Below are 13,150 nucleotides of genomic sequence, written 5' to 3'. Positions count from 1 at the left end.
AGTGGCCATTTATTTCAGGCATGAAAAAACCCGCAGCGACGGCGGGCTTTTTCAGCAAGCCAGTAACCGGCCTCAGATAGGCCGACTGCCGTACTTGTTATCCGGCTTCTTCGGTGGGTCGGCCACCACGTTAGCCTCGACTTCCTGCACTTTGCCGCCTTTGGCGAGGAATTCTTCCATCGCGCGGGCCAGCGCATCGCGCTCTTTGTTCTTGGCTTCAACGCTCGGCAACTCGTCTACCGACACAGCCGCCTTGGCCTTACCCTTGGCGGTAGGGGCCGGTGCGTCCTCGCCACCATCGTCGTCAGCTACGTCTTCGGCTACCGCTTCCAGACCTTCTTCGGTTTCATCGTCACCTACTTCAAGGTCATCGTTTTCCAGATCATCGTCGCTCATGTTCTACCTCATGACTTGCGAAAAGCAGATTAGTTATAGCCCAGCTTCACCATCTGTCGAAGGCTGCCGGAAAAAAATCAACGTCCACCGGATAACCAGTGGCTTATGCCCCGTCACCGTGCAAGGTGCCGAGGGTTTTGCGAGCACCGTCATGATCACGCTGCTCGCCCAGATAAACGCTTTGCCATGTGCCCATTGCCAAGTGGCCGGCCTTGACCGGCAAACTCGGTTGGCGACCCGATAGGCTGCCCTTGAAATGACCCGGGGCCTGGCCCGCTGAGTAATCAGGGTCTGTCGCCATATACAGTTCTGCGCCCATCGGCGCGCATTCTAGCGCGCTCTGGGAAAAAACAAAGTGCCGAATACGCCTACATGCCTGTAAGACATTCGCACAGTGAAAACTGCCTTGTGGATCCGATCACAAACGCGACACAAAAAATCTCACAAGCCTTCACCACAGGCAAATACCAGACAAAAAAATGCCCGGCAAGCCGGGCATGTTTTTTTTCATACGTTCTTACAAGTTGTAGCCACGCTCGTTGTGCTCCGCCAGGTCCAGGCCCACGGCCTCTTCCTCTTCGGTTACACGCAAGCCAATGGTCAAGTCCAGCACCTTGAGAATCACAAAGGTCACGATACCGGTATAGATCACGGTGAAACCAACGCCCTTGGCCTGGATCCAGACCTGTGCGGCAATATCGGTCACCGTGCCGAAGCCACCCAGGATCGGCGCCGCGAATACGCCGGTCAGAATCGCCCCGACAATCCCGCCGACACCGTGTACACCGAAGGCATCCAGGGAGTCATCGTAGCCCAGCTTGCGCTTGAGGCTGGTGGCACAGAAGAAGCAGATCACGCCAGACGCCAGGCCGATCACCAGGGCCCCCATTGGGCCCACGGTACCGGCGGCCGGTGTAACCGCCACCAGGCCGGCCACCACACCCGAGGCGATGCCCAGCGCGCTTGGCTTGCCGTGGGTAATCCACTCGGCGAACATCCAGCCCAGGGCCGCAGCAGCGGTGGCGATCTGGGTCACCAGCATCGCCATGCCGGCCGTGCCGTTGGCCGCTGCGGCGGAGCCGGCGTTGAAGCCGAACCAGCCGATCCACAGCATCGCCGCGCCGATCAGGGTGTAGCCCAGGTTATGCGGGGCCATTGGGGTGGTCGGGTAGCCTTTACGCTTGCCGAGCACGATGCACGCCACCAGGCCAGCCACACCGGCGTTGATATGCACCACGGTGCCGCCAGCGAAGTCCAGCACGCCCCAGTCCCACATCAGGCCGCCATTGCCGCTCCAGACCATGTGCGCGATCGGCGCATAGACCAGGGTGAACCAGATGGCCATGAACAGCAGCATCGCAGAGAACTTCATGCGCTCGGCGAACGCACCGACGATCAGCGCCGGGGTGATGATCGCGAAGGTCATCTGGAAGGTGATGAACACCGCTTCCGGGAACAGTGCCGCCGGGCCCGTGATGCTGGACGGGGTGACACCCGCCAGGAACGCCTTGCCCATGCCGCCGAAGAACGAGTTGAAGTTGACGACGCCCTGCTCCATGCCCGTGGTGTCGAACGCAATGCTGTAGCCGTAGACGACCCACAGAATGCTGATCAGACCGGTAATGGCAAAGCACTGCATCATCACGGAAAGAATGTTTTTGGAGCGGACCATGCCGCCGTAGAACAGCGCCAGGCCAGGGATGGTCATGAACAGCACCAATGCAGTGGCTGTCAGCATCCAGGCGGTGTCGCCGGAGTTGAGGACTGGCGCCGCCACTTCGTCTGCCGCCAAGGCCAGGCTGGGTATTACGATGGACAACAGGGCTCCTAGCCCTGCGAATTTACGCAGAGTCATATTGTTTTCTCCTGGGGCGTTGGGGTTTGGCGGCTTAGATTGCGTCGGTATCGGTTTCGCCGGTACGGATGCGAATAGCCTGTTCCAGATTGACCACGAAGATCTTGCCGTCACCGATCTTGCCGGTGTTGGCCGCCTTGGTTATCGCCTCGATAACCCGGTCAAGATCCTTGTCGTCAATGGCGACATCAATCTTCACCTTCGGCAGGAAATCGACCACGTATTCCGCACCGCGATACAGCTCGGTATGACCCTTCTGCCGACCGAAGCCCTTGACCTCGGTAACGGTAATGCCCTGCACGCCGATCTCGGACAGCGACTCGCGTACATCGTCCAACTTGAACGGCTTGATGATGGCAGTGACTAGCTTCATGAAAACTCTCTCCCGAATTGGTGGACTTGCCCCAGGAAAACAAACCCGTCTCAAGTCTAAGCGCAGTGCCTGGCTTTGTAACGCATCGTCGCCTCGGCAATTGCCATTGCGACGCCAGCCAACCGTTGGTAACGAAACATGTACCCTGATCCGTCAGCGCACTGCATTCGTCACAGCGACTGCATCAGTGCATGGGTCATGATCACCTAAGCAGAAACCTTGCCAGCTCCGTAAAAACAAACGAAATCAGCCCCTTGCCCGCTCCTGCCGGCCCATCGGCCTGTGTGGCGGCCTGGATACGCACAAAAACAGTGCAAGCCTATTCCGCTCAATGCGCGAAAAACGTGCAGTTGCCAGCGTGAAAAAGACTATAGCCACTGCGTGATACACTGCCGGCCAACTGTTTTCCGGAATGTTTCCCATGCTCGCGCCCAAAGACCTCCTCGACGCCCTGAGCGGCCACGCCTCTCGCCTGTTTAGCGGCGAAACCCCGCTGCCCCGCACTGAAATCGAAAGCCAGTTCAAGGCGTTGCTGCAAAGCGGGTTCAGCAAGCTGGACCTGGTCAGCCGTGAAGAATTCGACAGCCAGATGGTAGTCCTGGCCCGCACCCGTGCGCGGCTGGAGAGCCTGGAGGCGAAGGTGGCAGAGCTGGAAGCGCGGTTGAATCCCAGCGAGCAATAACACGCCGTACTTGTAGGAGCGAGCTTGCTCGCGAAAAACCTGAAAACGCCGCGTGCATCCAGAAGCCCCGCGTTATCGTTGGCGTTTTTCGCGAGCAAGCTCGCTCCTACAGTGGGTTTCCTGTTGCCTTGGATACGTTCTGTAAAACCTCCACACGGCGCCTCCCCCGCCCTCGTCTACCCTTGAAAAACCGCAAAGCGGCCCTCCCTTTCAAGGAACGAGCATGTCCCTCGCCATCGTCCACAGCCGCGCCCAGATCGGCGTCGAAGCCCCTGCTGTCACCGTCGAGGTGCATATGGCCAATGGTTTGCCATCGCTGACGCTGGTGGGCCTGCCGGAGGCGGCGGTCAAGGAGAGCAAGGACCGGGTGCGCAGCGCCATTCTCAATAGCGCGCTGCAATACCCCGCGCGCCGCATCACCCTTAACCTGGCGCCCGCCGACCTGCCCAAGGACGGTGGGCGTTTTGACTTGGCGATTGCCCTGGGGATTCTCGCGGCCAGCGTGCAGGTGCCCGCGCTGGCGCTCGATGACGTGGAATGCCTTGGCGAACTGGCCCTGTCTGGCGAGGTGCGCGCGGTCAAAGGGGTGTTGCCGGCCGCGCTGGCGGCACGCAAGGCCGGGCGCAGCATGATCGTGCCCAGGGCCAATGCCGAGGAAGCGTGCCTGGCCTGCGGGTTGAAGGTGATTGCGGCGGATCATCTGCTGCAAGTGGTGGCGCACCTCAATGGCCTGGTGCCGATCGAGCCTTACACGTCCGACGGGTTGCTGTACCTGAACAAGCCTTACCCGGACCTGAGCGAGGTGCAGGGCCAGCTTGCCGCCAAGCGCGCCCTGCTGATTGCGGCAGCGGGTGCCCACAACTTACTGTTCAGCGGGCCACCCGGCACCGGCAAGACCTTGCTCGCCAGCCGCCTGCCCGGGCTGCTGCCGCCCTTGAGCGAACAGGAGGCACTGGAAGTGGCGGCGATCCAGTCGGTGGTCAGCCTCGCCCCCTTGAGCCACTGGCCCCAGCGGCCCTTTCGCCAGCCGCACCATTCGGCATCCGGGCCGGCGCTGGTGGGTGGCGGCTCGAAACCACAGCCAGGGGAAATCACCCTGGCCCATCACGGGGTGCTGTTTCTCGATGAGCTGCCGGAATTTGATCGCAAGGTGCTGGAGGTGCTGCGCGAACCGTTGGAGTCCGGCCATATCGTGATTTCCCGCGCCCGCGACCGCGTAAGTTTCCCGGCACGCTTTCAACTAGTGGCGGCGATGAACCCCTGCCCCTGCGGCTATATGGGCGAACCCAGCGGGCGCTGTCGGTGCACGCCGGAACAGATCCAGCGCTACCGCAACAAGCTCTCGGGGCCGTTGCTGGACCGGATTGATCTGCACCTGACTGTGGCCCGGGAAAGCACCGCACTGAACCCGGCCAAACAAACCGGCAATGACACGGCCAGCGCATCGACCCTCGTCGCCAACGCACGGGATCGCCAGCAACAACGCCAGGGCTGTGCAAATGCATTCCTCGATCTACCTGGATTGCGGCGCCACTGCGGGCTATCAAAAGCCGATGAAGGCTGGCTGGAAACCGCCTGCGAGCGCCTGACCTTGTCGTTGCGCGCCGCTCATCGGCTACTCAAGGTCGCACGCACCCTGGCAGACCTGGAACAAGCAGACGCCATCGCTCGCCATCATTTGGCCGAAGCCTTGCAGTACCGGCCAGCCGCCGTGAGTTAGAGATCCCTGGGCAAATCCAGCAGCAGCCCCGCCACCTCCATCACCTCATCCAGCACCGCTTGCGCCGATTCGACGGAGGGTTTGAGCAGCAGGTCATCGGTATACCCCATCGTCACGGCAAAGATCTGTCGAGCCGCGCGGCTGGATGAGTCACAGCGGAACACCCCGGCGGCGATCCCTCGCTCGATCACTTCGGCGAGCATGGCTTGCCACTGGGCATTGACCAGCAGATACGCCTGGGCCAGTTCCGCGTCGTGCATCGCTTCATCCCAGGCGTCCAGCCAGAGCGCCCAGCCGGCATCGGCGGTACAGGGCAAGCACCCCCTCAGGAAGCCCACCAAGGCCTCAAGCGGCGGCGCTTCTGCCAATGGTGCGCGCACTTCGTCCAATTGCTCATTGGCAAAGCAGACAAAGGCTTCGCGGCGCAGTTCTTTCCAGTCGCTGAAGTAGTGATACACGTGGCTGCGGGACAAGCCGGCATGCTCCGCCAGATCGCGGGTGGATACATCGGCAAACCCCTTGCTGCGAAACAGCTCCAAGGCAGCGGCGATGATCTGGTCTTTACGGTCGATACGCGACATGGGCCATTCCTTACGGGCACCACCAGATAAGTGGCGCTTGCTTTTTGAGCGACTGCTCAAAGATACTTGAGCGGTCGCTCAATAGTAGCGCCTATTACTCCTTTGGTGCACCCATGCCATCCACAACGCCACACATCCTGATCGAAGAAAGCAAGAAAATCGGCCAGCAATCGGCCAGCCAAACCCTCAAGGCAATTGCCAAGGCTTATCCCGGCAAGCTGTTCTGCACACTGTCATTGGTCGCACTGGAAAACGCACTGCTGCTGGCCTATCCCCTGTTTGCCGGTTTCGCCGTGGACTCGATCCTGCGTGGCGATGCCGGCAGTGCCTTGTTATATGCGGCCGTGGTGATGGCTTTCTGGGTAGTCGGCGCCGCACGCCGGGCGCTGGATACCCGCACCTTCACGCGGATCTACGCCGATCTTGCCGTACCGGTGATTCTCAACCAGCGCCTACAGAACCACAGCACATCAAAGGCCGCCGCGCGGGTGGTGCTGGCGCGGGACTTTGTCGATTTTTTCGAGAAGCATGTGCCGGTGATCGCAACGGCCCTGGTCTCCATCGTTGGCGCGGCAGTGATGCTACTGGTGATTGAACCTTGGGTTGGCCTGGCCTGCTTCGCCGCACTGCTGCTGTGCATCACCCTGCTGCCGCGCTTTGCCCGTCGTAACGAGCAATTGCACGAACGGTTGAATAACCGCCTGGAGAAAGAGATTGGCCTGGTGGAAAAGGTTGGCGCCCAGACGTTGCGACGCCATTACCAACTGCTGTCACACCTGCGCATCTGGCTGTCGGACCGCGAAGCTGCCGCCTATCTGTTTCTCGGCGCGCTGGCAGCGCTGCTGTTCATCGTTGCGATCAGCCAACTGGCCTTGTCGCCAGCGGTCAAGGCAGGCCATGTCTACGCGGTGATGACGTACCTGTGGACCTTCGTCGGCAGCCTCGACGAAGCGCCAGGGATGGTCGATCAACTGGCGCGGCTCAAGGACATCGGCAAACGGGTGGACCCGGGGCTCGGGACTTGATCAGCCTTGCCGAAACCGATCCACCTCCTGCCGTAACCCCGCCGCCAACGTCTCCAGTTCCCTGGCGGTAATCGCCAGGTTCGACACCACTTCACGCTGCTCGCTATTGGCCAGGGCAATGCTCTGCAGGTTGCTGCTGAGCAAGGTCGCTGTGCTGCTCTGCTCCTGGGTCGCGGTGGTAATCGCGGCAAATTGCTGCCCCGCCGAACGGCTTTGTTCGTCGATGCGCGCCAGGGCCGCAGCCACGTCGGCGTTGCGCGACAAGCCTTCCTGCATCAGTTCATTGCCCTGCTCCATGGTGCTGATGGCATTGCCGGTTTCCAGCTGGATGCTCTGGATCATCCCGGAAATCTCGTCGGTGGCCTGGCGGGTGCGCGAGGCCAGGTTGCGCACTTCATCGGCGACTACGGCAAACCCACGCCCCTGTTCCCCGGCCCGTGCCGCCTCGATGGCGGCATTGAGCGCCAGCAGGTTGGTCTGCTCGGCAATCGCGGTGATCACGCCGACGATGCCGCCGATTTCCTGGGAGCGCTGGCCCAGGGTATTGATCACCGTGGCCGTGCTGTTGAGTGCCGTGGCGATATGCTCCAGGGACGACGACGCCTCCTGCATCGAGTGGCGGCCGATGCGGGTCTGCTGGGCATTTTCCTGGGCCAGGCGTTCGGTATTGCCCATGTTGTCGGCAATGTTCAACGAGGTGGCGCTGAACTCCTCCACCGCGCCGGCCATGCTGGTGATCTCGCCGGATTGCTGCTCCATGCCCTCATAAGCGCCTCCCGACAGGCCCGACAGTGCCTGGGCGCGGCTGTTGACCTCCTCGGCCGCCTTGCGGATGTGCGACACCATGGTCGACAGGGCTTCGCCCATCTGGTTGAAACTGCGCGCCAATTGACCGATTTCGTCATGGCTGGACACGTTCAACCGCGCACTCAAATCACCGGCACCCAGGGCCTGCGCCTGGCGCACCAGATCGCCCAGGGGCTGGAGTTTGCTGCGCAGCAACCAGACCGCCGCGCCCACCGCCAACAACATCGCCAGCACACTGCCGATCACCAGGCGGATGCCCACCGCCCAGGTCACCGCACGGATCTCGGCCTTGGGCATGCTCGCCACTACCGACCACGGGCCACCGTCAAACGGCACGGCAACGCTGTAGAAGTCTTCGCCCTGGTCGCTCCAGAAACGTCCCTGGCCGGGCGTCTGCGCCAGCGCCAGGATCAGCGGGACCGCCTGCTCCAGGGCCTGTACGCCGGCGGGCGGCACCAGCCAGTGTTTTTGCTCGTCCAGCAGCGCCAGCGAGCCGGTCTGGCCAATGCGGAAACGCTTGAGGTTGGCGAACTGGGCATTCTGCGCATCGGTGTAGTCAAAACCGATAAACAGCACCGCAATCACCTGGCCGCTGGCATCGCGCACCGGGCTGTATTGGGTCATGTAGGAACGCTCGAACAGCACCGCACGGCCAATGTAGCTCTGCCCGGCAAGCAGACGCTGGTAGGCCGGGCCTTGGCGATCCAGCACGGTGCCGATGGCGCGGTTGCCGTCTTGCTTGGTCAGGGAGGTGCTGATGCGAATAAAGTCTTCGCCGCTGCGCACAAACACCGTGGCCACGCCACCGGACATCTGCTTGAACTCATCGACCTCCTCGAAGTTGTTGTTCAGCACTTGATCGCCCAGGTACAGGCTTGGCGTCTGCACCCCGGCCACACTCACCCGTTGCTCGGGACGCACGCGCAACCCGGCGGCGAAGCGCTGTTCAAACAGCCCGCTCAAACGCTGGGTGCTCTCGCGCAAGGTGCTGTGGAAGGTATTGAGTTGGTCGGCGAGCAAGCGCGCTTCGCTGGCCAGGTGTTCTTCACGGGTCTGCAGGTTGGCTGAATCCAGGGAGCGCAGGGCAAACACGGTACTGCCGCTGATCACGACAGCCAAGATGACCGCCAGGGCAATGCCCAGCTGCGAAGCGATGCGGGCGCGGGGTTGAGACATGACAGCTCCTGGCCGAGGCCCGGATCGTCCTGATCCCATAGCACTAATCGGCGGATTTCTTGGATTGGAGGGCACGCTGAGCCACAACGAATGGCCACTGCGACACACCTACTTCGGCGGCCAGAATCAATACTTGAGCAAATCACAGAGGTATTACTCAAGTGCATTGTTTGCGCAGGCTGCATCGATTCAGTCGAGCTGTTCAACCGCCGGCAAGGCCATGGCCCGGACCTCACTTTGCAAAAAGTCCGACAGCCTGCGCAGGCGCTCGCCGCCGGGGCGAGTCTTGGGCCAGACCAGGTAATAGCTGTCGCCACTGGCCACCGCCGTCGGCCACGGCAGGCTCAAGCGCCCCTGGGCCACATCCTCGGCCACCATCAGCAGGTCGCCCATGGACACACCATAGCCCCGCGCGGCGGCAATCATGCCCAGCTCCAGCGTATCGAACACCTGCCCGCCCTTGATGGCGACGCGGGAGGCCAGCCCAGTGCGCTGCAACCAGCGGCGCCAGTCGCGGCGATCCGGCGTGGGGTGCAGCAGTTCAGCACTGGCCAGGCGTTCCACATCCCAGGGGCCATCATTGAGCAGGTTCGGCGCGCCCACCGGGATCAGCAGTTCAGGGAACAGGTAACTGGCCTCCCAATCCGCAGGAAAATGCCCGTCACTGAGCAGGACCGCGCAATCGAACGGTTCCTGATTGAAATCCACCTCATCGATGCTCATCCAGGCGCTGGTCAACTGCACCTCGTTGCCCGGCTGCAAGTGCCGGAACCGGCTCAGGCGTGCCAGCAACCAGCGCATGGTCAGGGTCGACGGGGCCTTCATGCGCAAGATGTCATCTTCGGCATTCAGGGTATGGCAGGCACGCTCCAGGGCGGCAAAACCCTCGCGCACCCCAGGCAACAGCAACCGCGCCGACTCGGTGAGCTGCAAGGTACGCCCACTGCGCTGGAACAGGCGGCAGGCGAAATGCTCTTCCAGGGTGCGGATATGCCGGCTGACCGCACTTTGGGTAATGGACAGCTCTTCAGCCGCGCGGGTGAACGAGTTGTGCCGCGAGGCGGCTTCAAATGCCCGCAAGGCATACAGCGGAGGAAGGCGACGAGACATGAGGAAAACTCCGACGGCACGATCCCGGAACCCTACCAGAATCATCCTTGTATGAGTTTTAATCATGCAAATGATCGCATTTATCCCTTTGTGCAAAGCGCTGAGAGCGCCGAGAATCAACCCCTCTACCCTTCGTGTAATTATTGAGCGTGATGATCATGCAGCATCCGGCGCGTACCGAACTCTGGGCCATTCTGCGGCTGTCAGGGCCGTTGATTGCCTCACAGTTGGCGCACATGTTGATGGTGCTGACCGACACCCTGATGATGGCTCGCCTGAGCCCCGAAGCCCTGGCCGGCGGCGGGCTGGGCGCGGCAAGCTATTCGTTTGTGTCGATTTTTTGCATCGGCGTGATTGCCGCCGTGGGCACCCTGGTCGCCATTCGCCAGGGCGCCGGCGATATCGAAGGCGCCACCCGCCTGACCCAGGCCGGGCTCTGGCTGGCCTGGCTGATGGCCCTGGTGGCGGGCCTGCTGCTGTGGAACCTCAAGCCGGTGCTGCTGATGTTCGGCCAGACCGAAACCAACGTGCAGTCGGCCGGCCAGTTCCTGATGATCCTGCCGTTCGCCCTGCCCGGCTACCTGACATTCATGGCCCTGCGCGGCTTCACCAGCGCCATCGGCAAGGCCACCCCGGTGATGGTGATCAGCCTGTGCGGCACGGTGGTCAACTACCTGCTCAACCATGCGTTGATCGAGGGCATGTTCGGCCTGCCCAAGCTGGGCCTGATGGGCATCGGCCTGGTCACGGCGATTGTCGCCAACTGCATGGCCCTGGCGCTGTTGTGGTACATCAAATACAACCGCGCCTACGCCGCCTACCCATTGGGCAAGGGCCTGTTGCGGCCCAACCTGCATTACTTGCGCGAGCTGTGGCGCCTGGGCCTGCCGATTGGCGGCACCTATGCGGTGGAAGTCGGCTTGTTTGCCTTCGCGGCGCTGTGCATGGGCACCATGGGCAGCACGCAGTTGGCGGCCCACCAGATCGCCCTGCAAATCGTCTCGGTGGCGTTCATGGTGCCGGCGGGCATGTCCTATGCCGTCACCATGCGCATCGGCTTGCACTACGGCGGCGGGCAACTGCTCGATGCGCGGCTGGCCGGGCGCGTGGGCATTGCCTTCGGCGCGACGGTGATGCTGGGGTTTGCCATGGTGTTCTGGCTGTTCTCCGACCCGCTGATCGGCCTGTTCCTCGACCATGACGACCCGGCCTTTGCCCAGGTGATCAGCCTGGCGGTCAGCCTGTTGGCCGTGGCGGCGTGGTTCGAGCTGTTCGACGGCGTGCAGACCATCGCCATGGGCTGCATCCGCGGGCTCAAGGATGCCAAGACCACGTTCCTCGTCGGCCTGGGTTGCTACTGGCTGATTGGCGCACCGGCGGCCTGGTTGATGGCGTTTACCCTCGACTGGGGGCCAACCGGGGTGTGGTGGGGCTTGGCGCTGGGGCTGGCGTGTGCAGCGATTACCCTGACATGGGCGTTTGAGGCAAAGATGAAGCGGATGATTGCCCAGGAACCGCAAGTCGATGCGCTCCCACAGCCGAACTGAAGCCAGCTCCCACCTTTTTGATTGGGTTTACAGGGCTAGATCACCTCACCCAACAACGCCTGCTGGCTGCTGCCAAATGTCAGGTACTCCACCAGTTCCGCCAGCGGCAGCGGCTTGCTGATCAGGTAACCCTGGGCCTGGTCGCAGCCAAACAGACGCAACAATGCCAGTTGCTCGGGCGTTTCCACGCCTTCGGCCACCACTTCCAGGTTGAGGTTGTGGGCCAGGTTGATCATGGCGTGCACCAGCTTGCGGTTTTCCTCGCGCTCTTCCATGCCGCCGACAAAGCTCTTGTCGATCTTGAGCAAGGCAATCGGCAGGCTGTTGAGGTGCACGAAAGACGAGAAGCCGGTGCCAAAGTCATCCAGGGAGAAGCGCACGCCCAGGCGGCCCAGGGCATCCATGGTCTGCTTGACCAGGTCACTGCGGCGCATCACGGCGGTTTCGGTGAGTTCAAACTCCAGCCATTGCGCCTCCACCCCGCGCTCGGCAATCAGGCGGCTGAGGGTCGACAGCAACTGGCTGTCCTGGAACTGGCGGAACGACAGGTTGACCGCCATGTGCAGCGGCGGCAGGCCGCGTTCGCGCAGGTCCTGCATATCGCGCAGGGCCCGGGAAATCACCCAGTAGCCCAACGGCACGATCAGGCCGCTCTGCTCGGCCAGGGGCACGAACTCGCTCGGCGGCAACAGGCCACGTTCGCCGTGGCGCCAGCGCACCAGGGCTTCGAGGCCGACGATATGCCCATCGTCCAGGTCCAGCCGCGGCTGGTAATGCAGTTCCAGTTCGTCACGGCGCAGCGCCCGGCGCAGTTCGCTTTCCAGGTCGGCGAGGCTGCGGGCGTTGCGGTTGATGCGTTCATTGAAGATATGAAAGGTACAGCCCTGGGTGCTCTTGGCCTGTTGCATGGCGATATGCGCGTGCCACATCAACGGGTCGGCGCCGGCCTTGGCGCGGGCATGGGCTACACCGAGGCTGCAGCCGATCAGCAGGCTCTCGCCATCAACCCAATAGGGCTCGGCCATGGCCTCGGTAATGCGTTCGGCCATCCACTCGGCGCGTTGCGGCGCACGGCGGGTGTCGATCAGCAAGGCGAACTCGTCACTGCCCAGGCGCGCCAGTTGGTCGCCGACCTCCAGCTGGCTCTTGAGCCGCGAGACCACTTGCAGGATCAGCCGGTCGCCCGCCTGGTGGCCAAGGGCATCGTTGGCGTGGCGGAAGTTGTCCAGGTCCAGGTGGCCGAGGGCCAGGCCACGCCCGTCGTTTTCCGCCAGGCGCGCGGCCAGCAGGGTCTGGAAACCCTGGCGGTTGGCGATACCGGTCAGTGGGTCCTGTTCGGCCAGGCGTTGCAGGGTGTTTTCCAGCAGGCCACGCTCGCGCACATGGCGCAGGCAGCGGCGCAGCGTATCCACATTAAACGCGCCGCAGATCAACCAGTCGCTGACGCCCAACGGCGCCACCAGCGGCTCCTGCTCCAACAGCAAGACGGTGGGCAGGCGACAACGCCCAGGGCCGGGTTGCAGGCTGGGGGTGGTCAGCAAGACGGCCGTGCGGTCGTCGTCGAACAGGCTGCTCACCGACTCCCAGTTTGGCGCACTGATCAGCACAGCCCCATCGCCCATCGGCGCCAGGCACTCGCGCAACAACGCTGCCCACATAGGCGTATCGGCCAGTAGCAGCAAACGCAAGGGTTCGACAGGCGTAGACAAGCTAGCTCCCTAGACTTTGCAAAATTTCGTTGGCGGCGGGCATTATGACGTGCAGCCTGATAATGACCAATGATATTGGTTATCAAATACGCGCAGTGCGGCTCTAGATCGAACAATAGACCCAAAAACCCCGCACATCCTGCGGCAAAGTAACAAAACCGGCAAATTT

The 13,150-nt window shown here is 62.3% G+C and carries 11 protein-coding genes and 2 pseudogenes; 4 read left to right on the top strand and 9 right to left on the bottom strand.

Annotated features, from left to right (window positions below):
• Positions 1 to 72: 72 nt before the first annotated feature.
• The 4 genes and pseudogenes from sutA to glnK all read right to left on the bottom strand — a co-directional run bounded on the left by sutA (position 73) and on the right by glnK (position 2,624).
• Positions 73 to 396, bottom strand: coding sequence for a dormancy-specific transcriptional regulator SutA (gene sutA / locus AC07W7_RS07695; protein WP_076964270.1), 324 nt, complete (start codon positions 394 to 396; stop codon positions 73 to 75).
• Positions 397 to 499: 103 nt separating this feature from the next.
• A pseudogene (locus AC07W7_RS07690) lies at positions 500 to 661 on the bottom strand (YjbQ family protein); the annotation flags it as partial.
• Between the two features lie 252 nt (positions 662 to 913).
• Positions 914 to 2,251 (bottom strand): ammonium transporter, encoded by a 1,338-nt coding sequence (locus AC07W7_RS07685; protein ID WP_076964271.1) that lies wholly within the window; start codon positions 2,249 to 2,251, stop codon positions 914 to 916.
• 34 nt (positions 2,252 to 2,285) lie between these two features.
• Complete coding sequence (gene glnK / locus AC07W7_RS07680) at positions 2,286 to 2,624, bottom strand: P-II family nitrogen regulator (RefSeq protein ID WP_002555808.1); 339 nt, start codon at positions 2,622 to 2,624, stop codon at positions 2,286 to 2,288.
• Between the two features lie 421 nt (positions 2,625 to 3,045).
• On the opposite strand from glnK, the gene AC07W7_RS07675 reads away from it, so the two are divergent.
• Complete coding sequence (locus AC07W7_RS07675; RefSeq protein ID WP_076964272.1) at positions 3,046 to 3,306, top strand: accessory factor UbiK family protein; 261 nt, start codon at positions 3,046 to 3,048, stop codon at positions 3,304 to 3,306.
• Positions 3,307 to 3,529: 223 nt separating this feature from the next.
• On the top strand, positions 3,530 to 5,026 hold the full coding sequence (locus AC07W7_RS07670) for a YifB family Mg chelatase-like AAA ATPase (protein WP_495039038.1): 1,497 nt from the start codon (positions 3,530 to 3,532) through the stop codon (positions 5,024 to 5,026).
• On the opposite strand, the gene AC07W7_RS07665 is transcribed toward AC07W7_RS07670, so the two are convergent.
• On the bottom strand, positions 5,023 to 5,607 hold the full coding sequence (locus AC07W7_RS07665; protein ID WP_076963411.1) for a TetR/AcrR family transcriptional regulator: 585 nt from the start codon (positions 5,605 to 5,607) through the stop codon (positions 5,023 to 5,025). The two genes, AC07W7_RS07670 and AC07W7_RS07665, sit on opposite strands and share 4 nt — an antisense overlap.
• 113 nt (positions 5,608 to 5,720) lie before the next feature.
• Here AC07W7_RS07665 and AC07W7_RS07660 point away from each other — a divergent pair, with 113 nt between their 5' ends.
• Positions 5,721 to 6,632, top strand: a complete 912-nt coding sequence (locus AC07W7_RS07660) for an ABC transporter six-transmembrane domain-containing protein (protein ID WP_169866298.1) — start codon at positions 5,721 to 5,723, stop codon at positions 6,630 to 6,632.
• Here AC07W7_RS07660 and AC07W7_RS07655 read toward each other — a convergent pair whose 3' ends face one another.
• From AC07W7_RS07655 to AC07W7_RS07645, 3 genes and pseudogenes are all read right to left on the bottom strand, one after another.
• The gene (locus tag AC07W7_RS07655) at positions 6,633 to 7,361 is read right to left on the bottom strand and encodes a methyl-accepting chemotaxis protein (protein ID WP_373562131.1); all 729 of its coding nucleotides are present in this window, start codon (positions 7,359 to 7,361) and stop codon (positions 6,633 to 6,635) included. It lies immediately after the preceding gene.
• 180 nt (positions 7,362 to 7,541) lie between these two features.
• Positions 7,542 to 8,615: pseudogene (locus AC07W7_RS07650) on the bottom strand (Cache 3/Cache 2 fusion domain-containing protein); the annotation flags it as partial.
• 189 nt (positions 8,616 to 8,804) lie between these two features.
• Positions 8,805 to 9,725 (bottom strand): LysR substrate-binding domain-containing protein, encoded by a 921-nt coding sequence (locus AC07W7_RS07645; RefSeq protein WP_076963414.1) that lies wholly within the window; start codon positions 9,723 to 9,725, stop codon positions 8,805 to 8,807.
• 152 nt (positions 9,726 to 9,877) lie between these two features.
• Between AC07W7_RS07645 and AC07W7_RS07640 the strand changes: the two genes are divergently transcribed.
• Positions 9,878 to 11,272, top strand: a complete 1,395-nt coding sequence (locus AC07W7_RS07640; protein WP_495039037.1) for a NorM family multidrug efflux MATE transporter — start codon at positions 9,878 to 9,880, stop codon at positions 11,270 to 11,272.
• Between the two features lie 35 nt (positions 11,273 to 11,307).
• Here the strand turns inward: AC07W7_RS07640 and AC07W7_RS07635 are convergent, their stop codons facing one another.
• A complete protein-coding gene (locus AC07W7_RS07635; protein ID WP_495039036.1) occupies positions 11,308 to 12,981 on the bottom strand; it encodes a putative bifunctional diguanylate cyclase/phosphodiesterase in 1,674 nt (557 codons plus the stop codon).
• Positions 12,982 to 13,150 lie beyond the last annotated feature (169 nt).

The sequence above is a fragment of the Pseudomonas sp. GW821-FHT01D09 genome (assembly GCF_059422465.1).
This window is presented reverse-complemented; position numbering and strand designations above follow the sequence as displayed.

Bases quoted from the DNA above. Each gene is read 5' to 3' on its own strand.
- sutA (WP_076964270.1), bottom strand. From the start codon at position 396: ATGAGCGACGATGATCTGGAAAACGATGACCTTGAAGTAGGTGACGAT.
- AC07W7_RS07685 (WP_076964271.1), bottom strand. From the start codon at position 2,251: ATGACTCTGCGTAAATTCGCAGGGCTAGGAGCCCTGTTGTCCATCGTA.
- glnK (WP_002555808.1), bottom strand. From the start codon at position 2,624: ATGAAGCTAGTCACTGCCATCATCAAGCCGTTCAAGTTGGACGATGTA.
- AC07W7_RS07675 (WP_076964272.1), top strand. From the start codon at position 3,046: ATGCTCGCGCCCAAAGACCTCCTCGACGCCCTGAGCGGCCACGCCTCT.
- AC07W7_RS07670 (WP_495039038.1), top strand. From the start codon at position 3,530: ATGTCCCTCGCCATCGTCCACAGCCGCGCCCAGATCGGCGTCGAAGCC.
- AC07W7_RS07665 (WP_076963411.1), bottom strand. From the start codon at position 5,607: ATGTCGCGTATCGACCGTAAAGACCAGATCATCGCCGCTGCCTTGGAG.
- AC07W7_RS07660 (WP_169866298.1), top strand. From the start codon at position 5,721: ATGCCATCCACAACGCCACACATCCTGATCGAAGAAAGCAAGAAAATC.
- AC07W7_RS07655 (WP_373562131.1), bottom strand. From the start codon at position 7,361: ATGGCCGGCGCGGTGGAGGAGTTCAGCGCCACCTCGTTGAACATTGCC.
- AC07W7_RS07645 (WP_076963414.1), bottom strand. From the start codon at position 9,725: ATGTCTCGTCGCCTTCCTCCGCTGTATGCCTTGCGGGCATTTGAAGCC.
- AC07W7_RS07640 (WP_495039037.1), top strand. From the start codon at position 9,878: ATGATCATGCAGCATCCGGCGCGTACCGAACTCTGGGCCATTCTGCGG.